The organism is Bradyrhizobium sp. AZCC 1577 (assembly GCF_036924575.1).
Classification (GTDB): Bacteria; Pseudomonadota; Alphaproteobacteria; order Rhizobiales; family Xanthobacteraceae; genus Bradyrhizobium.
Genome location: NZ_JAZHRQ010000001.1, coordinates 5,146,237 through 5,171,247, shown reverse-complemented (window position 1 = coordinate 5,171,247; position 25,011 = coordinate 5,146,237). Strand labels below are relative to the sequence as shown.

At 61.8% G+C, this 25,011-nt stretch carries 23 protein-coding genes and 2 pseudogenes; 12 read left to right on the top strand and 13 right to left on the bottom strand.

The window, feature by feature from the left end; all coding sequences use genetic code 11:
- Nucleotides 1-91 precede the first annotated feature (91 nt).
- Nucleotides 92-979 (top strand): YicC/YloC family endoribonuclease, encoded by an 888-nt coding sequence (locus V1278_RS24655; RefSeq protein ID WP_213250032.1) that lies wholly within the window; start codon nt 92-94, stop codon nt 977-979.
- 3 nt (nt 980-982) lie between these two features.
- Complete coding sequence (gene gmk / locus V1278_RS24650; RefSeq protein ID WP_334368462.1) at nt 983-1,636, top strand: guanylate kinase; 654 nt, start codon at nt 983-985, stop codon at nt 1,634-1,636.
- Nucleotides 1,637-1,654: 18 nt separating this feature from the next.
- Here gmk and V1278_RS24645 read toward each other — a convergent pair whose 3' ends face one another.
- From V1278_RS24645 to V1278_RS24630, 4 genes are all read right to left on the bottom strand, one after another.
- A complete protein-coding gene (locus V1278_RS24645) occupies nt 1,655-2,785 on the bottom strand; it encodes a hypothetical protein (protein ID WP_334382469.1) in 1,131 nt (376 codons plus the stop codon).
- 1,012 nt (nt 2,786-3,797) lie between these two features.
- Nucleotides 3,798-4,151 (bottom strand): hypothetical protein, encoded by a 354-nt coding sequence (locus V1278_RS24640; RefSeq protein WP_334382468.1) that lies wholly within the window; start codon nt 4,149-4,151, stop codon nt 3,798-3,800.
- A gap of 177 nt (nt 4,152-4,328) precedes the next feature.
- Nucleotides 4,329-4,934 carry a tetratricopeptide repeat protein gene (locus tag V1278_RS24635; protein WP_334382467.1) on the bottom strand — a complete coding sequence of 202 codons (606 nt, stop codon included), beginning with the start codon at nt 4,932-4,934 and terminating at the stop codon, nt 4,329-4,331.
- Nucleotides 4,935-5,070: 136 nt separating this feature from the next.
- Nucleotides 5,071-6,072 carry an adenylate/guanylate cyclase domain-containing protein gene (locus V1278_RS24630; protein ID WP_334382466.1) on the bottom strand — a complete coding sequence of 334 codons (1,002 nt, stop codon included), beginning with the start codon at nt 6,070-6,072 and terminating at the stop codon, nt 5,071-5,073.
- Nucleotides 6,073-6,335: 263 nt separating this feature from the next.
- Between V1278_RS24630 and V1278_RS24625 the strand changes: the two genes are divergently transcribed.
- The gene (locus tag V1278_RS24625) at nt 6,336-7,316 is read left to right on the top strand and encodes a Bug family tripartite tricarboxylate transporter substrate binding protein (RefSeq protein WP_334382465.1); all 981 of its coding nucleotides are present in this window, start codon (nt 6,336-6,338) and stop codon (nt 7,314-7,316) included.
- Between the two features lie 135 nt (nt 7,317-7,451).
- On the opposite strand, the gene V1278_RS24620 is transcribed toward V1278_RS24625, so the two are convergent.
- On the bottom strand, nt 7,452-9,323 hold the full coding sequence (locus tag V1278_RS24620; RefSeq protein ID WP_334382464.1) for an adenylate/guanylate cyclase domain-containing protein: 1,872 nt from the start codon (nt 9,321-9,323) through the stop codon (nt 7,452-7,454).
- Nucleotides 9,324-9,472: 149 nt separating this feature from the next.
- Nucleotides 9,473-9,987, bottom strand: a pseudogene (locus V1278_RS24615) (transposase); the annotation flags it as partial.
- A 313-nt stretch (nt 9,988-10,300) separates the two neighbouring features.
- Here V1278_RS24615 and V1278_RS24610 point away from each other — a divergent pair.
- The 4 genes and pseudogenes from V1278_RS24610 to V1278_RS24595 all read left to right on the top strand — a co-directional run bounded on the left by V1278_RS24610 (nt 10,301) and on the right by V1278_RS24595 (nt 14,176).
- Nucleotides 10,301-10,873 (top strand): hypothetical protein, encoded by a 573-nt coding sequence (locus tag V1278_RS24610; RefSeq protein WP_334382463.1) that lies wholly within the window; start codon nt 10,301-10,303, stop codon nt 10,871-10,873.
- Between the two features lie 357 nt (nt 10,874-11,230).
- Nucleotides 11,231-11,923 (top strand): response regulator transcription factor, encoded by a 693-nt coding sequence (locus tag V1278_RS24605; protein ID WP_334382462.1) that lies wholly within the window; start codon nt 11,231-11,233, stop codon nt 11,921-11,923.
- Between the two features lie 430 nt (nt 11,924-12,353).
- Nucleotides 12,354-13,301 (top strand): annotated as a pseudogene (locus tag V1278_RS24600) (ATP-binding protein); the annotation flags it as partial.
- A gap of 692 nt (nt 13,302-13,993) precedes the next feature.
- Nucleotides 13,994-14,176, top strand: coding sequence for a hypothetical protein (locus tag V1278_RS24595; RefSeq protein ID WP_334382461.1), 183 nt, complete (start codon nt 13,994-13,996; stop codon nt 14,174-14,176).
- A gap of 64 nt (nt 14,177-14,240) precedes the next feature.
- On the opposite strand, the gene V1278_RS24590 is transcribed toward V1278_RS24595, so the two are convergent.
- The gene (locus V1278_RS24590; protein WP_334382460.1) at nt 14,241-14,678 is read right to left on the bottom strand and encodes a hypothetical protein; all 438 of its coding nucleotides are present in this window, start codon (nt 14,676-14,678) and stop codon (nt 14,241-14,243) included.
- A gap of 214 nt (nt 14,679-14,892) precedes the next feature.
- Between V1278_RS24590 and V1278_RS24585 the strand changes: the two genes are divergently transcribed.
- Nucleotides 14,893-15,246: a hypothetical protein gene (locus V1278_RS24585; RefSeq protein WP_334382459.1), complete on the top strand. Its 354-nt coding sequence runs from the start codon at nt 14,893-14,895 to the stop codon at nt 15,244-15,246.
- A gap of 216 nt (nt 15,247-15,462) precedes the next feature.
- On the opposite strand, the gene V1278_RS24580 is transcribed toward V1278_RS24585, so the two are convergent.
- Nucleotides 15,463-15,684 carry a hypothetical protein gene (locus tag V1278_RS24580; RefSeq protein ID WP_334368476.1) on the bottom strand — a complete coding sequence of 74 codons (222 nt, stop codon included), beginning with the start codon at nt 15,682-15,684 and terminating at the stop codon, nt 15,463-15,465.
- A gap of 726 nt (nt 15,685-16,410) precedes the next feature.
- On the opposite strand from V1278_RS24580, the gene V1278_RS24575 reads away from it, so the two are divergent.
- The 4 genes from V1278_RS24575 to V1278_RS24560 all read left to right on the top strand — a co-directional run bounded on the left by V1278_RS24575 (nt 16,411) and on the right by V1278_RS24560 (nt 18,586).
- Nucleotides 16,411-17,439, top strand: coding sequence for a fatty acid desaturase (locus V1278_RS24575; RefSeq protein ID WP_334369264.1), 1,029 nt, complete (start codon nt 16,411-16,413; stop codon nt 17,437-17,439).
- Between the two features lie 64 nt (nt 17,440-17,503).
- Nucleotides 17,504-17,701: a DUF417 family protein gene (locus tag V1278_RS24570; RefSeq protein ID WP_334368477.1), complete on the top strand. Its 198-nt coding sequence runs from the start codon at nt 17,504-17,506 to the stop codon at nt 17,699-17,701.
- Nucleotides 17,702-17,741: 40 nt separating this feature from the next.
- Complete coding sequence (locus tag V1278_RS24565) at nt 17,742-18,197, top strand: carboxymuconolactone decarboxylase family protein (protein WP_334382458.1); 456 nt, start codon at nt 17,742-17,744, stop codon at nt 18,195-18,197.
- Between the two features lie 176 nt (nt 18,198-18,373).
- The gene (locus V1278_RS24560) at nt 18,374-18,586 is read left to right on the top strand and encodes a hypothetical protein (RefSeq protein ID WP_065729736.1); all 213 of its coding nucleotides are present in this window, start codon (nt 18,374-18,376) and stop codon (nt 18,584-18,586) included.
- A 12-nt stretch (nt 18,587-18,598) separates the two neighbouring features.
- On the opposite strand, the gene V1278_RS24555 is transcribed toward V1278_RS24560, so the two are convergent.
- The 5 genes from V1278_RS24555 to V1278_RS24535 all read right to left on the bottom strand — a co-directional run bounded on the left by V1278_RS24555 (nt 18,599) and on the right by V1278_RS24535 (nt 24,964).
- Nucleotides 18,599-19,657, bottom strand: coding sequence for an alcohol dehydrogenase (locus V1278_RS24555; RefSeq protein WP_334368478.1), 1,059 nt, complete (start codon nt 19,655-19,657; stop codon nt 18,599-18,601).
- A 34-nt stretch (nt 19,658-19,691) separates the two neighbouring features.
- Nucleotides 19,692-20,549, bottom strand: coding sequence for a 16S rRNA (adenine(1518)-N(6)/adenine(1519)-N(6))-dimethyltransferase RsmA (gene rsmA / locus V1278_RS24550; protein WP_334382457.1), 858 nt, complete (start codon nt 20,547-20,549; stop codon nt 19,692-19,694).
- Nucleotides 20,546-21,550 (bottom strand): 4-hydroxythreonine-4-phosphate dehydrogenase PdxA, encoded by a 1,005-nt coding sequence (gene pdxA, locus V1278_RS24545; RefSeq protein ID WP_334382456.1) that lies wholly within the window; start codon nt 21,548-21,550, stop codon nt 20,546-20,548. The genes rsmA and pdxA overlap by 4 nt, the downstream gene beginning before the upstream one ends.
- Nucleotides 21,551-21,553: 3 nt before the next feature.
- On the bottom strand, nt 21,554-22,495 hold the full coding sequence (locus tag V1278_RS24540; RefSeq protein WP_334382455.1) for a SurA N-terminal domain-containing protein: 942 nt from the start codon (nt 22,493-22,495) through the stop codon (nt 21,554-21,556).
- Nucleotides 22,496-22,567: 72 nt separating this feature from the next.
- Nucleotides 22,568-24,964, bottom strand: a complete 2,397-nt coding sequence (locus tag V1278_RS24535; RefSeq protein ID WP_334384250.1) for an LPS-assembly protein LptD — start codon at nt 24,962-24,964, stop codon at nt 22,568-22,570.
- Nucleotides 24,965-25,011: the final 47 nt, after the last annotated feature.

Genomic DNA, 25,011 nt, shown 5'->3' with positions numbered 1-25,011 from the left:
GGAACGCAATTCCACTTTGGGTGAAATAGGCTTATGGTCCCGCCGTTCATTTCGAGTCTCGAAATCCCTGTCTTTTGGAGAGTGTTACGCGATGGCGCTATCGAGCATGACCGGTTTTGCCCGGAGCCACGGCGCCAGCGGCCCCTACACGTTCGAATGGGAACTGAAGTCCGTCAACGCCAAAGGCTTTGACCTGCGCCTGCGCCTGCCGCCCGGTTGGGACGAACTCGAGGCCTTTGCCAAGAAACGCGCCGGCGAGGTGCTGTCGCGGGGCACGGTGTACGCCAATCTCAACGTCAAGCGCGCCAACGCAGTCTCGACCGTGCGCATCAATGAAGACGTGCTCGCCTCGATCGTGAAGGTCGCGGGCGTGCTCGCCGGCAAAATCGACGCGGTGGCGCCCAGCATCGACGGACTGCTCGGCATCAAGGGCGTCATCGAGGTGGTCGAACCCGAAAGCGATGAGGCGGAGGACAAGGCGGCAAAGGATGCGGCGGCAGCCGCCTTCGAGCAGGCACTCGGCCATCTCGTCGAGATGCGCCGCCGCGAGGGCGTGACGCTCGGGCAAATCCTGATCCAGCGCATGGATGAAATCGAAAGGTTGGCGAAAAAGGCCGAGGCCGCGCCTGGCCGCAAGCCGGAGGCGATCAGGGCCCGCCTGGCCGAGCAGGTGGCGGCGCTGCTGGAGACTTCCGAACGCTTCGATCCTGACCGGCTCAATCAGGAAGCGATCCTGATTGCGACCAAGGCCGACATTCGCGAAGAGCTCGACCGCATCGCCTCGCACGTCGCGCAGGCCCGCGAGATGATCGGCAAGGGCGGACCGGTCGGGCGGCGGCTCGATTTCCTCGCCCAGGAATTCAACCGCGAGGTCAACACCTGCTGCTCCAAATCGAACGATCTGGAATTGACCCAGACCGGGCTCGAGATGAAAAACGTGGTCGAGCAATTCCGCGAGCAGGTCCAGAATCTGGAGTGACCGATGACGGCTGGTGGTTTCGACGGAGTTGAACGGCGCGGGCTGATGTTCGTGCTCTCCTCGCCCTCGGGCGCGGGCAAGACCACGCTGTCGCGCATGTTGATCGCCGAGACACCAGCGCTGCAAATGTCAGTATCGGCGACCACGAGGCCCAAGCGGCCCGGTGAGGTCAACGGCAAGGATTACTTCTTTGTCGATCATGCACGATTTGAGACGATGGTCGCCAACGGCGAACTGCTGGAGTGGGCAACCGTATTTGACAACCGCTACGGCACGCCGCGCGCGCCGGTCGAAGCGGCATTATCCTCCGGGCAGGACGTGCTGTTTGATATCGACTGGCAGGGCACTCAACAACTGCGCGACCGGTCGCCGAAAGATGTGGTCAGTGTTTTCATTCTTCCGCCGTCGGTATCGGCATTGGAACAACGCCTGCACACGCGCGCGCAAGATTCGGAAGAGGTCATCCGCGGCCGTATGCGAAAGGCCGGCGACGAGATGAGCCATTTCGATGCCTACGATTACATTGTGGTCAACGACAATATCGGCATAGCCTTCGAAGCCGTAAAATCAATCTTGCGCGCGGAACAGTTGAAGCGAGAGCGGCAAGTAGGCCTCTCAGATTTCGTTCTCGGCTTGCGGCGCCAGTTGGAAAAATGACTGCCGCGTAGGCTTCGGTTACGTCTGCGCGCTGCGGGCGAGCCGGGCCAGCATTTCCGTAACCTGCTGATCACGCTCTCGCTCGTGAGGGACGCGTGCTCGTTCCTGCGGTGCCCGCACGACTCGCTCCTGCGGTGCCCGCACTCGCTCCTGGGGTACGCGCGCTCGTTCTTGCGGTACGCGTACTCGTTCCTGGGGTACGCGGGCGCGCTCTTGCGGCACGCGGGGCCGCTCCTTGGGCACGCGGGTATGCTGCACAGCGCCGGTGCGCCGCAGGCGGGCGTCTTCATCGTGGAACACCGGCGGCGCGGGACGCTTGGTGCGCGCGGCATCCCACATCGCGCGCCGCTTGCGGCGTATGGCGCGGCGCGCCCGCATGCGCCCGATCCTGACAATCGCGCTTACCGTGAGGCCGGCGAGCGCCAGCGCTGCCGCCATCACCAGCAGCAACTTCTGCAGCGAGGCGGTCGGCTTTGCCGATTCTGGCGTGACAGGTGCAACCTGTTCTGCTGCGGGCTGCTGCACTTCCTCCACCTGCGCTGGCTGGTCTGCGGGCGCGTTGGCGGCAGCGAATTGTTGATCGGTCGGGGCGGTCGAGGAACTTGCGTCGGGAGCGCCGTTCCAGCGCATGTTCGCCAGCGGCGCCGGTGCGAGCACGTTCGGCATGGCAGCGCTTGGTCCGTTCTGGGCGGCGGGCGCGGAAGTTGCGCCAGTCGTTCGCGGCTCGGCTTTGACTAGCGAACTTGCCGCTGCACGGTTTTGCTGGGCAACCCATTCGGCACGCGCGTCGTCGAACGATTTGCGCGAGCTCGCTTGCACCGGTGCCGGTTCAGCGGCTGGCGGCGATGCCGCCGGGGCTGATGCGGGCGGCGCGGCGCGTGCAAATTTGTCGTCGGCCTTGTCGTTCTCCTCGCGGAGATACCAGCATTGACGTTTGGTGACGCGGTCGATGCGATAGTACCAATGGCTGCCCGACGGCGTCGCACCCTTCGGCGTGGACAGGCAACTGTCGGCTGCGGCGGCCTGCGCCACTGGAGCGGCCTGCGCTTCCGACACCTGGGCCCGGAGATCCGTCATGGTGGCGAGGCTCGCTCCCGCCACAACACCGGCAAAGAGAGCCGGGACGAATTTCACGGAACACTTCGACATCTGCATCCCCGGCAACGCTACGCTACTCGACGCTTGATGCGCCCAATCTGGTCAGAGACTTGGGTCGCAATGAGCCGCAATTTCGGAGCAGATGGGGTATAATTGCGGCTCGCGCGCCGCCTCATATGTGGCGGGCTAAGGCCAAGGAAAATCAGTGAAAAAGCGGTGGAAAACAGCGGCCTTTCTGTGGGTTGAAAGCGCTGCAGTTTAGAAGCGGTCCAACGTCCCGAACATTCACCTGATCGCACGAATGAACCGGAGCCGCTGCGGCGCGAGGGTGGGGCAGGGTGATGCCGGTGCTCGGATACGCATAATTGTTTTCGCTGGATGCGGCAGGCACTGGATACGACATTACGATCTCGCGGCGCGGGTAGCGCCCGAAATTATGCATCGACGATGCCCTCAGGAAATAGAGGGCGCAGGGAAAGCCGGGTGCCCATGACACCCGCAGTCGTGCGCAAGAATGCACACGGTGGACCGCAGGTGCGCCGGAACACCCGGCCTTCCCTGCGCAGTGGTTTTAACGCTTATGCCGCGATCTCCCCGGAGCCGAATTCCTCTGGCCTCCGTCGCCGATGGATTGGCGATTGATCGAAGGCCCGGTTGGGCCCGACAATCTCCATCGGCTTGACACCAGCAACGGGTGCCAGGACCACGCGGTTTTGCCGTCCGCAGCTTCCTCGGGCCGAAGCGCTTCGACCAGCCCGTATGCTGCCGGAAGAAGTTTTGGCCGAGGCGTTTAAGCGCCGGTCGTCTGCGCGCGTTCAATCGCTCACGAGGCAAAGCCCGCCCTGCAATCACGCGCGCGCCTGACGCTGCTGCGTCCACCGCATTCCATGCCCAACGTCCGTGACGTTCGCGATACGCCCCTCTTAGCGGGCCGGAACGGGCGAAGTTGTACGGCTGATTTGGGTGCGGCGAGAAGCGGAATATTTTTGATTTCCGGGCTTGACACGATTTCTGAAAATCAGAAGTGATTTACCTGTCGCGCCGGTTGGTCGCAGCTAGCTGATTAGCCGCAATTCCAGATCGGCCCGATCGGCGTGCGCGTCCAGCAAGGACCGAAGCTGCCGCCATTGTAGCGACCGCCGTAAAAGCCGGGCCGACCGAAATAGTGCCAGTCGCCATCGTACCCGTAATAACGCGGGACAGGATCGATATACCAAGGGCGCCGGTTGGAACGCGCCATGCGCGAAATTGAATCTTTCCGAGTGTAAGCTGGAAGGCTGTTGTTCGGCGGCTGTTGATAGCCTGGCAGGAAGCCGTAGCCGTGCCAGCGGGGCGCCGGCCGTTTATGAGGTGGCGCAGCCGCCGCGACGACGGGTAGCAGCGATAGGATGATAGCGATCGAAACGAGGCGCAACATAAGCACACCATAGACGGCCAGTTCGGGCGTGTACTCATTAAGCGACTAACTGATGTCCGCTCAACCCTCAACAGCGGCGGAATAGCGGACATAGCCCGATGTCGCAGAAGTGCCATAACCGGACTCATGCGCCGCAGCAGAGTGCCGCCATTCGATCACCTCGTGGGCATTGGAGAGCTACTCGGGCAACCCCGCTTTCCGAAGACCCTCGATCTGCAGCTTCGCGTTGGATTGCCCACCACGGGCGATGAACGCGGATATTGTAAACGCGGGATCAAGCTCAAGCACGCGCGCCGCCGCCTCACGGGCCTCCGCATCACGTCCGAGGTGGGCGAAAGCGGACGCGAGACAGCGGTAAGCCGCCGAATAGGAGGGGTTGTGGCGCTGGGCTTTCTTCGCTGCGACGACGGCCTCGTCAAAGCGACGAAGCTCAATGAAGGCATTTCCCATTCCAACAAACGGCAGGTGTGACTGCGGGTCTACCGGGCTCATGCGCATGGCACGTTCAAAGCTCCTGACCGCTTCCTCCGGCAGCCCCGCAACTCTATGGACTTGGCCTCTGCAGGTCCATGCACGAAATGAATTTGGGTTGAGCGCGACCGCCCGGTCCGCCAATTCGACACTACTTTCACTATCGCCAACCATGTACGCCGAGATTATGCCAGCCCATGCCAACGTGTCTGGATCACCATCGTCGAGGCTCAAGGCCAAGCGAACAAGCCGAACTGCTTCCTTGCGCTCGAATTGAGGATCGACAGCATAGCCCCAAACGACGTTGTTCATGTGACACATAGCTGCCAGAGCCGCAACGACGCCAAACCGAGGGTCTAGCTCCAAAGCGCGATGAGCCAGCCTTTTCGCCTCGGCCACCCCTTCGCTGGTCGTCAAATAATACTGCTGCATGGCTCGAAGAAACAAATCATAGGCGGTGAGGTTCTGGTCGGCGCCGCGTCGCCATACCAATCTCTGTTTGAAGCAGCTTGGGCTGAATGGCTGAGACAACAGCGACAGTCACTTCGTCCTGGAGAGCGAAAACGTCCGTCATGTCACGCTCGAACCTGTCCGCCCAAATGTGCGCGCCCATCACCGCATCAATCAACTGCCCTGTGATGCGAACTTTCCCTGACGCCTTGCGCACAGAGCCCTCAAGGACGTAGCGCACACCGAGCCTGCGCCCGACTTCCTTGATATCGACGGCCTTGCCTTTGAAGGTGAAGCTCGAATTGCGGGCGATCACGAACAGCCATTTGAACCGCGAGAGCGCTGTGATTATTTCGTCAACCATGCCATCCGCGAAATAGTCCTGCTCAGGATCGCCGCTCATGTTCTCGAACGGCAGCACGGCGACGGAGGGCTTGTCCGGGAGTGGTGGGGCCGCACCCAGCCTATCGATCCGCGCGCTATACCCTCCTGCGCGTACCGCGTAAGCACGGATCGGCTTAGAGATGTTCTTGAGCTGCTGTTCGCCCCGGTCCTCGAGGCCAACGTCTAGCTTACCCTCGACCTCACTGTACACCTTCTCGGAAATCAGGATGCCGCCCGGATCGGCGACCCCTTCTAGCCGGACCGCGATGTTGATCCCGTCGCCAAATAGATCGCCGTCAGCCCCGACGATGACCTCTCCGAGATTGACCCCGATGCGTAGCTTAAGGGAGCTTCGGCCTGACGCGATGCTTTCCTGTATCTCCACCGCGCATCGCACCGCAGCCGACGGACTCGCGAACTCGGCCAACGCGCCGTCACCCGTGGTCTTGATCAGCCGCCCGTCGTGGCGGGAGAGGCCAGGCTCAATTACTTCGCGCTTCAGCCGCTCGAACTCGGCGTAGGTGGCTTCCTCAGCGCGTTGCATCAACGCAGAGTAGCCGACCACGTCGGCAGCCAAGATCGCCGCTAATCGCCTTTGAACCCGCTGCTCGGTCACGGCACCCTCGAAACGACCAGACTAACCACGCCGGAGGGGCGGAAAGCAGCTTAGCACTTTGTTGCGCATCTGTGAGCGGTAATCGCGGGAGGGCCTTGTTGCCCCAAGCGGCATTTGCTGTGCCCGTGGCACGGCGGCAATAAGCGTGCGGCCTCGGGAGGTCCGAGTTGGGCCAAAGGCGACATCGCCCTTCCACGATCTCAGCAATAGGAATAGGCTATTCGCGCCCGTTCGCATCGGATTACCGCCGCGGAGGGACTGCAATGAAACTTCCCCACCGAAGGCAGTTTCTGCATTTGGCTGCGGCCACTGCTGCGCTACCGGCGCTCTCGACCATCGCGCGAGCGCAAGCCTATCCGACGCGGCCGGTGCGCATCATCGTCGGCTTTCCAGCCGGCGGCTCGGGGGACTTTCACGCTCGGCTAATGGGTCAGTGGTTATCGGAGCGGCTCGGCCAGCAATTCGTTGTCGAGAACCGGCCGGGTGCCGGCGGCAATATTGGCACCGAGGCAGTCGTTCGTGCACCGGCCGACGGCTATACGCTCCTGCTGGCCTTAACACCGAACGCAATCAACGCAACGCTCTACGACAGGCTTAACTTCGACTTCATCCGGGACATTGCGCCGGTCGCCGGGATCGTGCATGGCCCCCATGTCATGGTGATGCATCCTGCTCATCCCACCAGAACCGTTCCGGACTTCATCGCCTACGCCAAGGCCAATCCCGGCAAGGTCAACATAGCGTCCGGCGGCGTCGGGACACCGGGCCATGTGGCAGGCGAGCTGTTCAAGATCATGACTGGCGTCAACCTCGTTCACGTACCCTATCGCGGCGAGGGACCTGCGCTCACCGATGTAATCAGCGGCCAAGTCCAACTCCTGTTCGTTAGTGTGACCCCGTCGCTTGAATTTATCAGGGCGGGAAAGCTTCGTGCGCTGGCAGTGACTACCACCACGCGGTCACCCGCAATGCCGGACGTGCCGACCATTGCCGAAACGGTCCCCGGATACGAGGTGATCGGGTGGGCAGGGATGGGTGCGCCGAAGGGCACACCGTCCGAGATCATCCAGAGGCTCAACGATCATATCAATGCCGGACTAGCAAGCCCCGGTATCAAGGCGCGATACGCCGATCTGGGCCTCACGCCTCTTGTTCTCTCGCCCTCTGACTTCGGAAAATTAGTCGTTGACGAGACGCAAAGGTGGGCGAAGGTGATCCGCGCGGCCAACATCAAGCCGGAGTAATTTCGCCCCGCCGATGTTTCATACTGCCGATACGCAAACGCCGATCGCTCGATGACCGGTTAGGGTCAAAGCTGTCCGCTTTGGCGGTCTGGCGATCACTTCCGAGCTGGCGCTATAAGCGAACCATTTCGGAGCTCATTCGCATGTCGTAAAGCGGCCAACAAAGGAAGTCCCGCTTATTCGATCATCGTCCCAACGGGCGAGCATCTTTCTGCGATGGTCATTCGGGCAGCCCGGCTCGCCGCAATCCTTCCTCGTATCGCGAGAGGTCTTCGGCAAGCCGAATAGGGGGAGCACGTCTTTGAGATTGGAAATACGCAGCGTGGGATTGAGTTGCCGCAGCCGAGCCATTGCCTTGTGTGCTTGCTCCGGCCGTCCGGCCATCGCATTGCTTGCGGCAGCGATGCGTAATCCAGATTGATGGTCCGGATCGTCCTGCAATGCCATTGCCGCCCACGATGCCGCTTCGTCATAGCGGCCCAGTAAGAAATGGGCAATCGCGGTCCCGGCCCGCATTCCGCTCACCCGCGGATCAAGTGGGCTCAGGCGCATCGCACGCGCGAAGCGCTCGATCGCCGCTTCCGGCTCGCCGAGCCAGTTTTTCGCCCAGCCGCCGCAAAGCCATGCCATGGCCAAATTGGAATTGAGCATCAGCGCGCGATCGATCAAGGCGGCGCCTACCTCGACATCGCGAACAACATTCACTAACGCCCACCCACTGTCGGCGAGCGCAGTCGCGTCATCCTTGCCCAACTCAATCGCCCGCTGGGCCAGCCTTTTTACTTCGGCAATCTCGTTCCCTGTGACTGTAATCCAGCCATTGATCTTGGCAAAGACGTAGCAAGAGGCGGCGCGACCGTAGGCGGAGGCAAAATCCGGGTCGAGCTCGATCGCGCTGTTGAACAGGCGCAATGCCTCGTCGTTCGCTTGCCGGCTGGCAAACTGATAAAGCCTGGCCAAACCGCGTAAATAGAGGGCATAGGCGTCGAGACTCTCGGTCGGCTTGCGCTTGGCACGCTCGATCTCGGCTTTTTCCACCACCGGCGCGATCGCCCCGACAACGCTCTCGGTGACCTGGTCCTGCAGACCGAAGATGTCGCCGATCCCGCCATCAAACCGGTCTGCCCAAAGATGCGCCCCGGTGGCGGTATCGACGAGCTGTCCCGTGATGCGTACCCGGTTGGCCGCTTTGCGAACGCTGCCTTCCAGCACGTAGCGCACCCCAAGCTCGCGTCCCACCTGCTTCACGTCGACGGCGCGCCCCTTGTAGGTGAAGCTCGAGTTGCGGGCGATGACGAACAGCGCCTTGAAATGAGACAGCGCCGTGATGATGTCCTCCGCTATGCCGTCGGCAAAATATTCCTGTTCTGGATCACCGCTCATGTTGGCGAATGGCAGCACAGCGACAGAGGGCTTATCGGGGAGCGTAAGGGCGGCCTCATCAACACGCAGGCGGTTCGGCACGGCTGGCACGGCGCGACCGTATGGGACGCGCCAGACCCGCATCGGTTCGGCGATATTCTTCAAGGATTGCGAACCCAAATCCTCAAACGTTACATCTACCTTGCCCCGAATTTGCCGACGCGCGTCGTCCGAGATGCTGATACCACCCGGCTCTGCAATCCCTTCGAGACGCACTGCAATATTGACCCCGTCACCAAAGATATCGTTCTCTTCGATAATGATATCACCGACGTGAATGCCGATGCGGAGCTCGATCCGCTTGTCCTGCGGCACGTCGATATTTTGTTCGACCATGCCGCGTTGAATTTCGTCGGCACATCGGACCGCGTCGACCACGCTGGCGAACTCGGCGATAGCGCCGTCCCCGGTATTCTTGACGACACGACCGTGATGCTGCGCGATTTTGGGATCGAAAAGCGTCCTTCTAAGCGCTTTCAGTCGCGCCAGCGTGCCTTCTTCGTCTATCCCTATTAAGCGGCAAGAGCCTGCGACATCCGCCGCCAGAATAGCTGCCAGTCGTCGCTCTACGTACTCGCTGCTCAAGATGCACCCCCAAGGTTGGGGGAAATTGAATGTTCATATAGCACAATTGTGGGCCCATGTCCGGCTATGCGCACGTCGGAAAATGGGTCTTGGCCGTGTAAAAACACCCTTCCCAGGGAAGTTTGTGAGAAGTCTGGACCGGTTCGGTCTCAGGCGACGATCGCAGCCATCAGCGGCTTGGTCCAGACGATGTTCATGACCCGTGTTAGATTATAGGCAAGGACCGCGAGAGCCATCTCGGCTGCTACTTTTGGAAGCGTTTTGGTGAGGAAGTGTGTCGCTCCCATGCGGGCCTTCATCGTGCCGAACGGATGCTCGACCGTCTCGCGACGCACGCGCATGGCATGCGGGTTTGCATCAAGGCGCCGCTGCACAGCTTCGAGCAGATGCACATGCTCCCATCGTGGAATCCGCCGCTCCGGTCCTGTCGTGCATTGCGACTTAAGAGAACAATCTTGACAAGCTGTGGCCCAATAGCGCCGTAGCCGCTTGCCGTCCTCCTCGCTCGTAAAGCGATATGGCAGTTGCTCCCCGGCTGGACAGCGATAGGCGTCCTCCTTGGCAAATAGACAAAGTCCTGCTTGCCGAAGCGGCCATCTGACTTGGCACCCGACGTCTGCGGCTTGAGCAAAGTTACTGTGATGCCGGCCTCGTGACACGCGAGGAATTACGGTGACAGTGCTGGACTGCACCCCTGAAGTGAGACACGATAATTTCTGTGACAGTGCGGTTGCGACGATAACTTATCGTGCTTTGTTTTGCGCGAACGCGGTTTCGAACTCAAGAGGCGATTGGTATCCGAGCGCCGAGTGCAGGCGCTCCTTGTTGTAGACCGCCGCGCCGCGGTGAAACTAACTTCGCTGTCAGAAACTGTCGCATTTGTCATTGGTCATCGCGGGATCATTTGCGTCGCTTGATCGTCTTCTTCCAGCGACGGCATCCGTCGCTATGGTCCAATCACGGGAGGAGGATCGCAAATGAACAGCAGGCTCCTTAATGGCCTCATCGCGGCTGCGCTTGGTACGACGCTGGCGCTTGCGTCGCCGGCGCTCGCGCAGCGTGGCGGCGGCGGCGGTATGGGTGGCGGCGGTGGCGGTCACGCCGCTGGTGCTGTCGGGGGCGGCGGTGGTGGCGGAGGTATCGGAGGCGGCGGCATGCGCGCCGGCGGTGGCGGTGGTTTCGGCGGTGGCATGCACGCCGGAGGCTTCGGCGGCGGGATGCGTGCCGGCGCCGTGGGCGGCGGTCCGCGCGTTGGCGGCGACACGAACATCGGCGGCGGCGCGCGCTTTTCCGGCGCAGGACCCCGTTTCAGCGGCAGCCGTTTCGCAGGGTCGTCGTCCTTTGCGCATGCCGGAGCCTCGCCGCGGTTCGCATTCCACGGCGGCCGATTCCATCGCGGCTTCCATCACCGCCATCATCATCGCTTCCACCGCTTTGCGTTCATTGGCGCGCCCGCAGTTTACGCCGCTTACGACGACTGCTGGCGCAGGGTGTGGACGCCGCGTGGATTCCGGGTGGTCAATGTCTGCGGCGACTACGGTTACTACTAGAGCATGATCCGGACCCGCGGGGCTGCGTTAGCGCAAAGTGGGTACCGGTTTTCCCTCGCGACAACCGCGAAGCGTAGCGCGGAGATCATGCTCCAAACAAAAGGATCGAGCGTGATGGGTTCGGAGTGGACGCGCGGACTTCGGTCACCTCTCCGGCCCGGAACGCCGTGACGGTCGCAACCAGAGGACGGCCATCCGGACGCCGGATCGGCCGTCGGCCTCACGCTTATTTGCGTCTCCGCAGGCAACCCTCGGACGACGCGTGGGTTGGTTCGGCCATGGAGTCGCGCAACGACTTTCCGATTTTCTTGCCAGACTGGGTTCGGCTTTTGAGCAGTCGTTCGGAGACGAAACGCCATGACGGGAGGTCACCGCCGTATTCTGGTCGTTGAGGACGACCCGGAAACCGCCAGCCAGCTTGTGGATTCGCTCACGACCAGCGGCTACCAGGTGGATCTGGCCGCCACCGGCCATGAGGCGTTGCGTCGCAGCGCCGCCAGCGACTATGCCGTGATCACCATCGACCGCATGCTTCCGGATATCGACGGCATCGCAGTGATGCGGCAACTGCGCGACGATGGCAACGCCGCGCCCGTCCTGATCATCAGCGCGCTCGGTGAGGTCGATGATCGGGTGCGCGGCTTGCGCGCCGGCGGCGACGACTATCTGGTGAAGCCATTTTCGTTCGTCGAACTACTGGCGCGGGTCGAGGCGCTGGGGCGCCGCAGCGACACCATCGTGAAGGAGACCATTTTGCGGGTGGGCGATCTCGTGATCGACCTGGTGTCTCGCACCGCCAGTCGGCGCGGCAAAGACATCTTGCTGTTGCCGCGGGAATTTCAGTTGCTGGAGTATCTGGTGCGCAACGAAGGCCGCGTCGTATCACGCGCCATGCTGCTGCAGCAAGTCTGGGATCTTCATTTCGATCCCTCAACCAACATCATCGACGTCTATGTCGGGCGCGTTCGCCGCAAGGTCGACGGTCAGCAGGCTTATCCACTGATCCATACGGTGCGCGGCATCGGGTATTGTCTCCGTGCTCCTGGCTAAGACCTTCACCTCGTCGACGTTCAAGCAGGCGCTGCTCGGGATCGGGATTTTTGGCGTGATAGCGTCGGCGATTTTTGCCTACGTCTATCTCGCCACCTCCTCCTATGTGCGCAGCCAGTCGGACCGCGCCATCATGGTCGAGCTTGTCAGCCTGCGCGGAGCTTACGAGCGCTCCGGGCGCGATGGGCTGATCGCCCTGATCCGGCAACGCGTTGCCGACCAGACTTTTGCCGACAATATCTATCTCCTGGTCGATCCCGCATCGGCCGCGCTGGCCGGCAATCTCAAGACCTGGCCACCGGCGGTCACGGCGGCTGGGGGATGGGCCGAGTTTCGCGGAGTGGAGCCACCGCCCGGCGCAGACGGCCGGCCATTGCTGCGGGCGGCGGTCGAAACCTTTCCGAACGGCGATCGTCTGCTGGTCGGAAAGGACATCAGCGACCTCGACGGCTTTACCGATCACATCAAGACGGCGGTGGCCTTGAGCATTGCCTTGATGTTCATGATAGGCAGTGTTGCCAGCATCCTGGTGACTCGGCGGACGGTAGGGCGGATCGAGTCGATCAACGCCACCAGCCGCGCCGTCATGCTCAGCGGTCCCGACAAGCGCATCCCGCTGCGCGGCACCCATGACGAATGGGATCGCGTGGCGGAGAACCTCAATCTGATGCTGGACCGTATCGAAACCTTGATGGGCGAGATCAAGCAGGTGAGCGACAATGTCGCGCACGATTTGCGGACGCCGCTGACGCGCATGCGCGGACGGCTGGAGAAGGCCTGGCACGGGCCGCGCATCGGCGACGACGATCAGACGCTGATCGGCGACGCCATCGCCGACCTCGATGCTGTCTTGCGGATCTTTGCATCCATCACGCGGATCGCGCAGATCGAGACCCAGGCGCGAAAGGACGCGTTCCACCGCGTGGACCTGGCGGAGATCGCCGGCGAGGTGGTCGAGCTGTACGATGCCGCGGCCGAGCAGGACGGCACCCGTCTCACCATTGCCGGCGATCGCGAGGTGCTGGTGACCGGCGATCGCGATCTAATCTTCGATGCCATTGCCAATCTCGTGGACAATGCGATCAAGCACGGCCGTGCCGGAGGGCAGGTCGTAGTTGTGCACGAAACCATTGACGGTCAGCCGGCCGTCTCGGTCGCCGACGACGGCCCGGGAATTCCCGCCGATCAGCATGAGCATGTGTTCAAGCGCTTCTACCGGCTCGAACACAGCCGCTACGCGCAGGGCAACGGTCTCGGATTGAGCCTGGTCGCCGCCGTTGCCCGTCTCCACGGCGCACGGATCGAACTGCTCGACAACGCGCCAGGGCTCAAGCTCCGACTCTGCTTTCCGACGGCAGGTTCGCGGAACGCGGCTTGATGGAGCCGTCCGACGCGGCGCCGGCGGCGTGCTACGCGTAGGGCGCAACAGCAAAGCGTATTGCACCGATCAATTGCGGTGTCACCGCAATTCCGCAGCCATGTCCGGATAGAGAAACTTTCTAGACTAGAATTACGGTGAAGAAGCTGACATTGATCCCGGGATACAGGTAGGCGCAGAGCGACGGAAATGGCGGATCAACTTGAACTTGCTACGCTTCATCGGGTCGGCAGCACCAGTCCGTTGAAACAGGAGCGGTGCACATTTGACTTTGTCGTCAATGGAGCATCCCTCTTCAAATCCACTGAGGCGTGCAGCCTTGATATGTGCGGGTGCCTCTCGGACCCGCGATTAGAGCCCGATGTGGCCGGTCGCTTCAACGGCGGAATAGCACGCATGTTGACCTCGGATGTCCGCGACGGCGGAGGTCACCGTGTGTCTCTGTTTGTTTGCCCCGAGTGTGGCGATCTCGCTTGTGGAGCTATCACCGTTTTTGTCTCGCGGAACGACGTTGTCGTGCAATGGTCTGACTTCGCATATGATAACGGATATGAGGCCGGAACCAAGCTTACGCATGTGGGTCCCTTCGAGTTCGAGTGGTCCGCATACTTGACAGCAATCAGACGGGCCGATGCCGATTGAGTTGGCTCTTGGCCCCACGGCTGACATTGGGCCAGCGATGGGAGCAGCAAATGACGTTTGCTGAGTGGATCGACTTTGAAGCGAAGCGGATCGTACAGATGGGGTCGCTTCTCCCGGAAGAGGACCGAGCGGATTACATGGCGGTCCAGATAGGGGGCGCTCTGAAAAAAGCATATGCGCACGGTCGCGACCGTCTGACAGAACGCGATGCGCCGCGCGCCGTTTCTCAGTAAGGCGGCTGCCCCGGAAAATTCGCGAACGTGAAACGCGATTGGCCACTGTCATCGCATTCGGCACCTATCGGAAGGAAGCGCGCGCTTTGAACTCCTCCCAATGACGGGACATCCATTCATCCTGTTCGCTCACCGTGCCGACCGCAGTGATATCTTCTACAGGATCGAACGTTCCAACCAGTTGATCTCTGCTCGATGCCGGTTCTCCGAACCTGTGTGCCCAGCACTTCCAAGCGCCAGCGTCGCGCGACATGCCCGATGGGCACACATTCGGTCGTGCTCCCTGGCAAAGAGCGCGAAATCCTTCGGGTTCGATGACACGTCGAAACGCGCGAAGGCACTCATAGAAGTCCGGTGCGTCGAAGTCGCGTTCTTGGCCGCCGACAGGCCAGACGACCGCGAGCCGGCAAATATCGCGGTCTAGCTCTGTCAGCTTCAGGCAAACGGCGATCTTGTCACTTCCGGGCCGCTGAACGTTCAGCAGTATGATCTCTGGGTCCATTTTGCTTAATTCTAGTTTGGTCTGCGCCAGCCAGTTGTAGCGTCATTCTACGACCTGAACCAAGCACAAAGCTCGAGGTCTTGTGTAAGCCAACGATAGTGGAGTCCCGCCGTCACGTTAGCGTTATGCCTCAGTGTGAACCAGTTCATACACGCTAAAGTTTAACTAGTGCAGAGAAGATTGCCCGCGATATTTCTAGTCAATGGAGGGTTTGATGAAGCAGCTCTCTTTCACGCTTTCGGCATTGCTGTTCGGTGTCATTCTCTACGCGCCCCAAGCTTACGCCCAGGCGAAATGCACTCAAGGTTATGTTTGGAGGGAGGCTACCCGCGGCGACTACGTGTGCGTGACGCCTCAAACCCGCCGGCAGGCCTGGAACGACAATGCGCAGCAGGACGCTCGGCGGGCAGGGCGTGGACAGTACGGATACGAGACTTGCAAGCAAGGTTACGTATGGCGCGAAGCGACGACGGACGACAAGGTCTGCGTCACGCCGGCGACGCGCGACCAGGCGCGCTACGACAATTCAAGGGCGCGGCAGCGCGTCCACGCGCAGCGCATTGATTAATTACCCGTCAGCCTTTCCCGCATATCGCATGCCTCATGCGGGCCTTGCTGACAGCATCCAAGAAACGCAAGAAGGGCTCCAGCGGCGCTGAGGCCCTTCTTTTGCGGGAACGGTGTCGCAGGGGAGGTGCGACATCGCACCAATTTCTCAGTTACCGATCGGTCCAGCGTGGCAGCCGGACCCTGATCTGATCGTCGCTAACCGTCGATTGCGTGTTTAATCGCAGATGCGCTCCCGAATCCTGACGCGTTCACCAAAGCGGTTGGTGCGTTCGCGGATCACGATCCGGCAGTCATCTCTGTAATCACGGTAATAGGGGCGATCATAGCCGGGACCAACATAAACGCCGCCAGGGCCGACGCCGAACTCGATAGCGTTGGCCGTAGCGATGGTTCCGACCGTAAGCAGTGTCGCAATCGCCAAGACAGATAGCCTCATAGTTACCTCCTCTTGTCGATCAAAACCAAAGGCTTCGGAAGGCATTCGTTCCGCTCGGCGGAGATTTTGATAGCGCGTTCATCCTGGGTTCCGCCAAGGAACAATGCAGCGAGCCATCTCGTCACTACGGTGGCAGTGCACGCAATTGACGTTGCGGATTCACAAGGCTTCGCTAGCAAGTTAAGTCCGCTGCGACCTCGCAATTCTGGCTTCAGAATTCGGATTACGGTGATAGTGCATTTAGCTCGGGAAGAGCATTTAGCTCATCGGGAAGAGAGCGTTGAGTACACCGTAATTCCACTGTCCCAATTCCTCATTCTGAAGGAAGCCAGTGTTGCTGGCGGTTGGCTACCTGGCCCCAGCATGGTGACGCGCCGAGTGTGAGCCAATGGCCAAGGCGGGAAGTCGGCTCATTGGCGCGAAGTGGATTTCGCAGCCGTCAGCCGGGTCCGGAAATAACCCATGGGACACGGGTAACGGTGCTGCAGTCCTTGACGTTCTCTCAATTTGTGTCCATATGCGGATTAATCGACACTTGGCCGAACGACTGGGCCGCTTTGCCTTGCTGCTGACAGGCACGCACGTTTCAGACCCTTCCCCAAAAATCGATCAACGGACGCAGGAGCCGATCCATCGGTGCCTCGATCTTACGTGCACTGTCAGAAGGGGATATCTGTGCATAAGAGAACTGTGCAGGGGTCTGATGGGCCAAAAGACTTTGGCTCCATTCCGACTCCCATTGGCAGCGATGACGTCCTCAACGCACGGCGGTGGAAGCCCATTTTGGGCAACTACAGCACCCCAACTCGGCTGCGGAGCCTGACCGAGTTGGCGATCACGGCTTTGCCGCTCGTCATGCTGTGGACCGCGGCCTGGTTCACGTTCTCCCTTGGCTATGCCTGGGCTTCATTGCTTATCGCGTTTCCGGCCGCTGGCTTTCTCTTGCGCCTGTTCATGATCCAGCACGACTGCGGTCATGGCACCTTTTTTGCCGGCCGCCTGGCGAATGACTGGGTCGGCCGCGTCATTGGCGTGCTCACGCTCACGCCTTACGACTATTGGCGCCGCACGCATGCGATTCATCATGCCACCACAGGCAACATCGATCGCCGCGGCATCGGCGACGTCGATACGCTGACCGTGCGCGAATACCGGGCCCTTTCCTGGTGGGGTCGTCTGAAGTACCGTCTTTATCGCCACCCGATGATCATGTTCGGGCTCGGACCGGCCTATCTGTTTCTTTTGCAACAGAGGATTCCGGTCGGCCTCATGCGCAATGGTTGGCAGCCTTGGGCCAGTACAATGGCAACCAATCTCGCGATTGCTGTCATCGTCGCTGCGCTCACATGGTTTATCGGGATCAAGGCGTTCCTGCTCGTGCATCTTCCGATTACGCTCTTGGCCGCCACGGCCGGCGTATGGCTGTTCTACGTGCAGCATCAGTTTGAGCACACGTCGTGGGAGCGCGACGAGAGCTGGAACCTGCATCAAGCCGCTCTGTACGGCAGCTCACATTACGAACTGCCGGCGCTGCTGCGCTGGTTCACAGCCAACATCGGTATTCACCACGTGCATCACCTCTCCAGTCGGATTCCCTATTACCGGCTGCCGCACGTGCTGCGTGACCACCCGGAGCTGCGCGATGTCGGCCACATAACGCTCCTGGAGAGCTTTCGGTGTGTGCGGCTCGTGTTGTGGGACGAGGCGCAGCGCCGTTTGGTGTCGTTCCGGGAAATCAGAGCCCGGGACTTTTAGGCATTACGGTGACAGTGGAGGCCCAGCTCGCCCTCGCGGCGCGGCGCGTTTCGGCAGATCGGCGATGCGTGCTTTGAGGCGTGGTAGCGCGAAAGTCCAGGAAGGCGGACTCTTCGTCACCACCATCAGCTTCATGATCTCGACGCCAGGCGTCGTGGTGCCGGAGCTCGGGCTGCCCGCGATCACGGTCGCGCCGGGTCAATTCCTCCTGAAGGATGTCGGCCTGTTCGCCGCTTGTTCTGGGTATTCGTCGACTCTCTGAAGGCGGTGGTTCGCAGGTGAGCGGCCAGCAACGGCAAGAAATGAGCAAGCGTCTCGACTGCAACCAGATCGCGTCGGCAGGCGTGAAAGCATTGGGTGGCGTCCACGGCTACGTCATGCAGAGCGGACTTTCTCCGGAGCTCGTCGAACTGGTTTACCTGCGAATTTCCCAGATCAACAACTGCGCCTATTGCCTCGACATGCACACGCGCGACCTGCTCAAGAAGGGAGAGAAGATCGAAAAGCTCGCGCTGGTGCAGGCGTGGGCGGAAGCCGGCAATCTCTTCGACGAGCGCGAACGCGCCGCGCTTGCATGGGCCGAGACGGTGACGCGCGTCGCCGATACCGGCGTGCCGGATCAAGCATATCAGGCCGCCCGCGCCGTGTTCGAGGAGCGAGAACTCGTGGACCTCACGATCGCGATCGGCCTGATGAACGCCTACAACCGCATGGCAATCAGCTTTCGCAACACGCCGCAGGCGGCGCTCAGGAAGTAGGCATTAGGCATACCATGGCCGTGATCGTCCCGGGAAGTTTGCAAGGAGACGGCACGTCGCCTCTCGGCGAGGTGCCATGCTCTATTCCCGCTTTTTCCCGAAAGTGCTATCATTCAATGATCGTTGTACTCGCAAGGGATGTCGGTTGGCTTTGTTCACCCCGGGGAGGTGACGTCGTGGCTAAATTGGATGACCGCACGATTGCAAACATGGAAGTTGCGCTGGAAAAAGCCTGCCGCCGTTTTCCCAACGGCGGCGATCATGAAAGCCGCAAGTACGTCGCCCGAAAGCTGATGCAGAGTGCAGAGGAGGGAAATACCACCTTGGGCGGACTGGACGTTGTCGCGCACCGGGCGGTTCAGGAACTGTCGAAGCCAAAGTCGGCATAACGGTCGCATGCCTCAGTTCTTCAGCACGATACGTCCGACGACCTTGCCGGCGCGCAGCTCGTCGATCCATTTCTGGACGTCGGCCATCGGCTCTTCCTTCATCGGCGTCGGCTTGATCTTGCCGGCGCGCGCGAGTGCCATCAATTCCTTGGCCTCGGCGAGGGTGCCGACCATGAAACCTTCGATGGTCATGCGCTTGTAGACCCACTGCACCATCGGCAGGCTGAAATTGCCGCCCATCAAGCCGGACACCACGATCTTGCCGCCGCGTGCGACCGTCGCAACGGCGAACGCCATCGATTTCTCATTGCCTGCAAAATCGACGACGCCGTCGAAGCCGCCTTCGGTTTCTTTCAGGATGCGCCTTATGACCTCGGGCTCGGCCGGATCGTAGGCAACCGCTGCGCCGTTCTGCAGCGCGGTCTCGCGCGCGGCAGGAGATAGGTCGGCGACCGTGATGTTCTGCTTGAACATCGCCTGCGCGAATGAAAGCCCCATCATGCCGACGCCGCCGAGGCCGATCAGCAAGAGGTTGCGCTGCCGCGGACGGTCGACCAGCCGCTTCAGCGCGCCATAGGCGGTGACGCCCGAGCACATCAGCGTCGCCGCCTGGTTGACCGGCAGCGGATCGTAATCCAGCAGATATTTGGCGTCAGGCACCAGCACGTGAGTGGCAAAGCCGCCATCGATGGAGACGCCGAGGAAGCGCTGCTTGACGCAGAGGTTTTCGTCGCCATTGGCGCAGTCGCGGCATTGGCCGCAGCCGATCCAGGGGAATACCGCCTGCTTCTTTCCGATCAGGTCTTTCGACACATCGGGACCGACTTCATCGACGATGCCGGCAATCTCGTGCCCGAGCGTGAACGGCAGCGTCATGCCGCGCGTGGTGTCGAGCCGTTTGCCGCCGCCGAGATCGGCATAGCCGTCCTGGATGTGCAGGTCGGAATGGCAGAGCCCGCAGCGCTCGATGCGGACGAGGACTTCGCTGCCTTTCGGCTTCGGCGTGTCGACGATGGTTTCGCACAACGGCGCATCGAACTTGACCAGCGACTGGCGACGCATCAGCGCCATGGCATCATCTCCTCGAGCAGTTTCTTCAGGGCGTTTATGTTTTTATGCTTCGTATATCGGTCAATTCGCGGGCCATGGCAACAAAGCCGGAGATTGGAATGGTTTCGGCGCGCCTGGTCGCGTCGATATGCGCGGCTTCAGCCAGCCGGGCCGGGTCGACCGAGAGCGATTTGAGGCTCTGCCGCAGCATTTTGCGGCGCTGGCCGAAGGCCGCGGCCGCCACCTGTTCGAGAGCCCGGCGGTCACACGGCTCGGGTGCCTCACGCGGCACCAGCCGCACCACCGAGGAGGTCACTTTCGGTTGCGGCACGAACGCGGCGGGGGAAATGTCGAACAGGATTTTGGTCTCCGAGCGCCAGTTGGCGAGCACCGCGAGCCGGCCGTAGGCCTCGTCATTCTCTCTTGCCACGATCCGCTCGGCGACCTCGCGCTGAAACATCAGCACCATCATGTCGTACCAGGGCGGCCATGGCTCGATCGAGAGCCAGTCCACCAGAAGCGCGGTTGCGATGTTGTAGGGCAGGTTGGCGACGATTTTTGCCCGCTCGCCGCCCAGCATCGGACGGGGATCGAAGCGCTGCGCGTCGGTGTGAACGATCTCAAGCCGGCCAGGATAGCGCTTGGCGATGTAATCGAGCGGAGCCAGCGCGCGCTCGTCGCGCTCCACCGCGATGACGCGTTTGGCGCCGAGCGCCAGCAGCGCGCGCGTCAGGCCGCCTGGGCCGGGGCCGACCTCGATAATGGTGGCGCCTTCGAGCGGGCCGGCGGCGCGTGCAATCCGCGCGGTGAGGTTGAGGTCGAGCAGAAAATTCTGGCCGAGCGATTTGCGGGCCGACAGGGAATGTTCGCGGATGACCTCGCGCAGCGGCGGCAGATCGTCGATCGCGCTCATGCAGGTTTGGTTGCCGCCATGCGCGCGGCGAGCCGCAGCGCCGCGGCGAGACTCGACGGATTGGCCTTGCCGGTGCCGGCAATGTCGAAGGCGGTGCCGTGGTCCGGCGAGGTGCGGATGAACGGCAATCCCAGCGTGACGTTGACTGCGTCGTCGAACGCAATCGTCTTGATCGGGATCAGTGCCTGGTCGTGATACATGCAGATCGCGCAGTCATAGGTCTTGCGCGCCGCGGCGTGGAACATGGTGTCCGCGGGTAGGGGCCCCCTGGCATCAATGCCTTCCTTGCGCAGCATTTCGACCGCGGGTGCTACGATGTCGATGTCTTCGTTGCCGAGCGAGCCGTCTTCGCCGGCATGCGGGTTGAGGCCCGATATCGCAAGCCGCGGCTGGGCAAGGCCGAAATGGGCTCTCAGATCCGCAACCGCAATCCGGGCCGTCGTGACGATCAGCTCGGCCGAGAGCTGGTCCAGCGCCTCGCGCAGCGAAAGATGGATGGTCACGGGAACGACGGCGAGCGCCGGCGACCACAGCATCATCACCGGCTGCGGCACGCGGCCGCCATCGGCGGCAAGCTCGGCGAGATACTCGGTGTGGCCGGGATGGCGGAACCCGGCGCGGTAGAGCACGCTCTTGGCGATCGGGTTGGTGACGACGGCGCCGGCGCGTCCGGCCCTGACATGGTCGACCGCATGGCGAATCGAGGCAAGCGCCGCGCTTGCGCTGGTCTGGTCTGGCTGTCCGGGGCGCGCGGTTGCGATGTCGCCGGTTGCGACCACCGGCAGGGCTCGCGCAAATGCCGCGCTCGTGTCCTCGGGCACGGCGTCGACGAGGTCGATCGACAATCCCAGGATTTTCGCCCGCTCGGCGAAGAACGCGCGATCGCCGAGCAGATAGAATGGCGGGAGATCCAGCTCACCGCGCCGCCGCCACGCTTCAAGGGCGATGTCGGGGCCGATGCCCGCAGGTTCGCCCGATGTCAGCGCGAGGGGCTTTGCCATGCATCAACGATATTCGATCATCGCGGCTTTGCGGATGTCGGCCAGGTAAGCCTTCGACTTTGCCTCGTACTTCTGCGTGTACATCTTTTCCCGGATTTCCCGCTTCTTCGGCGTATCGATCTTGGTCGGCTTGCGGTCGCACAACGCCACCATCTCCACGCCCTGTTTGGTGATTTCGGGCGGGGTCAGGCGACCGATCGGCGTCTTGTCCAGGAGCTCGCGAAGCGGGCCGGGTATGTCGGCCGAAGTCTTGGTGACGATGCCGCGGATCGCGGCATTCTGCATCGACTTGAAGTAGGAGTTGGCCTGCTCGCAGCTCTGCACGCGCTCGCGCAAGGACTCTGCCTCCTTGCGCCGCAAGTCGATCGCGCTTTGCGCCGAACCGCGCGGCACGATCAGCACGATCGGCTGCAGCCTGTATTCGAACGCGTCGGCCTGGGTCGCTTCGCCGCTTTGCTGGGCGGCGTCGGCAACGTCCTTCTCGCCGACCTGGAGGCTCTCCTTGAAACGGCCGCGCACCAGGCTGCCCCAGACCATCTCGGCCTTGAGGCGGGCTTTGAGCGTTTCCGGCCGGACCCCCTGGCTCTCCAGGGACTTGGTGAGCTGTTCGGGCGAGATACGCATCCGCTGGCTCATCCCGGCAAAGGCCTGGTCGATATCGCTCGCCGAAGGGTCGACGCCGAACCGCTTGGCTTCCTTGATCTTCACCTTTTCGTCGATCAGTTCCTCGATCACCTCCTTGCGCGGCATCTGCTTTCGCGTGGTCAGGAAGTTGAGCTTGGTGCGCTGCTCTATATCGAGAGTGGTGATGGGCTCACCGTTCACCATCACCGCCACGGACTGCGCTTGCAGCGGTGAAGCGCCGCCGGCCAGAACGGCAAGCGCAACGGCTCCGCCGGCGATCAAGGACCAAAATCGGCGAGGAAGGAGCGTAATGGTCGTCATGGTCATATCAGTCGTATCAACCAATTCGTACCGCGCGGCGCTGGGTATTCTCCGGCAAGGTCGGGCCTCACGCTACTGAAGGCCGCTGGTGCCGGACGACGAGGACGAATTCGCAATGGTCCGTAGGCCGATCTGCACCATGAAAGCGTGATTGAGCACCGGCGGCGTCGTCCCGGCGGAGTAGGTATAGGACGTGACGTAGTTGGCGGCCAGCACGAAGCAGTCGTCCACATAGCCGGCGCCGATGATGTACTGGTTCAGCTTGTTGGCTTCAAGATCCCAGCGAGCGGCCCCCGAAACGACCCAGTTCGACGCCACTTTGATGGATGCGCTGCCGAGCAGGCCTTCGCGTCGGGTCAGGTAGCCGAGTTCCGGCTGGGCGGCATAGTTGCCGTACATCATGCTGACCGACCAGCGGTCGAACGAGGCGCGTCCTTCGGCCTCGAAGCGATTGACGTTCATCGTCGCTTCATCCATGCGCGAACGCACGCTGAACGTATAGGTTCGGTTCGGCGAATAATTGACGCGGGCGACGTAGTCGGACCGGGTGTTCTGCAGGCCGGATTCGAGGCCGGTATTGGTCGGGTCCGCCACCGCGAACGAGTTCAGGCCGAACAACTGGTAGGATTGGCCGAACAGCACATTGACGCTGCCGCCGCGATCGAACTGCGTGGTCGCCTGCACGCCGACATTGGCGCGGCCGCCGCCCTCGACGCGGTCGTAGCCGGAGAACTTGTCGATCGCGAACAGGTTGCTGGCGTCGAACACCATGCTCTGCGCGTCTTCGTTCGGCAGCCGGCCGGCGAAGGTCTCGTTCGGACGAGCGATGATCTGCGCAATCGGCTCGATCGTGGTGGTGCCCCAGGGCTGAACGTTGATGAAGGGGTAGCGATATTCGAGGCCAACCGTCGGCATCAGGCGGACCGCCTGCGTGTCGCCCACGGGCAGGAAGTTCGAAACGCCCGGCTGGTTCGAGATCGAGGCGTCGATGGCATCGGCGCGCATGATCGCAAACGGCGTCCAGATCTGACCGATCGGATCGGTGTACGAGCGCCGCCACTGCGCTTCGGCCGTCAGCCGCGTGTAGGTGCCGGGCATGCCGCGCAGCAGGCACTGCGAGGGAATCCGGGCCAGCGGATCGGCCGATGCGGTAAGGCACAAGCCGTTGGTGTTGGCCAGCGTCGTGATCGGGTCAAACGCCGCGGTCGTGCGCGACAGGCTGGTGAAGTTCGTCTTGTAGCTGACCTCACCGCCGAGGATCGGGTGGTTGATCACGTTGGAATAGTCGATGACCGGATGGATCACCGGCACCTTGTCCTGGTTGCCGGAGAAGGAGAGGTAATGGATCGTGCGCGCGTCGAAGAAGCTGCGATTGCCGACACCGGTCAGATAGAGCTGCGAAATCGCTTCCGTCGGCAGGGTCAGGAACGAGCCCAGCGGATCCCTGTATTGGGCCAGCCGGTAGTCTGAGAAGAAGAAGTAGTCCGAGAGCAGGACGCCGTCCCAACCCCAGACCCATTTGTCGTTGATGGCGAACTGGCCCTTGGTGTCGATGCCGCCGCGGAAGTCGCGATCGCCGGGCTGGCCGGCGAACGCGCCGGGATCGAGCTGATTGATGCCGTAGCCGCGGATCTGGTACGAGCCGTTGATCAGCCGTTGGCGGAATTCGCCCTGGAACAGCACGCCTTGCCGCGTCGTGAAGCGTGGATTGAACGTCGCGTCATAGTCCGGCGCGATCGCCCAGTAGAACGGGGTCTCCACCGCGTAGCCATAGGTCGAGTTTGAGCTGTAGGCGGGCATCAGGAAGCCCGTCTTGCGCTTGACCGTCGGATCGGGCGTCGAAAAATACGGCAGATACGCCATCGGCACGCCGAAGAATTCGAGCTGCGCGTTCTCGAAGTACAGCATCTTGTCGGTCTGGTCGTGGATGATGCGCGCACCCTTGACCTGCCATAGCGGCGGCTTCTTCGGATTGTCCTTGCACGGCGCGCAGGCGGTATAGACGCCGTTTTCGAACACCGTGTAATTGCCGGCAGAACGGTCGGCGCGCGTCGCCGCCATTCGCGTATCGTCAGCCGTATCGACGCGAAGCGAATCGACGAAACCGTCACGGTAGTCGTCGCTCAGATCCATGATGTTGGCGTAGGTGACTTTGCCTTCCGCATCCGTCAGGCGGATGTTGCCTTCTGCATGCAGCCGCTTGGTCTTCTGGTCGTAGATGACCTTGTCGGCCTCCACGCTGGTGCCGTTGTAGAACATCTGCACGTTGCCGACCGCCGACACGCGCTGGTTGTTGTAGTCGTAATCCACCTCGACGGCTTGCACGAGCATCTTGCCGTCGTTGTTGACAGGGCGCGGCGGCGGCTTGGGTGGACGCGGATTGTAAGTGAAGGTTTGCGCCGCGGCGGGAGCCGTCAGGGCAAACTCGATCGTGCCGCCGAAAACCAGTCCGGCGAGCAAGGCAAACATAGGTACGCCAACGGCGGCCAAGCGGGCTCGATAGCGGCGCACGGTGG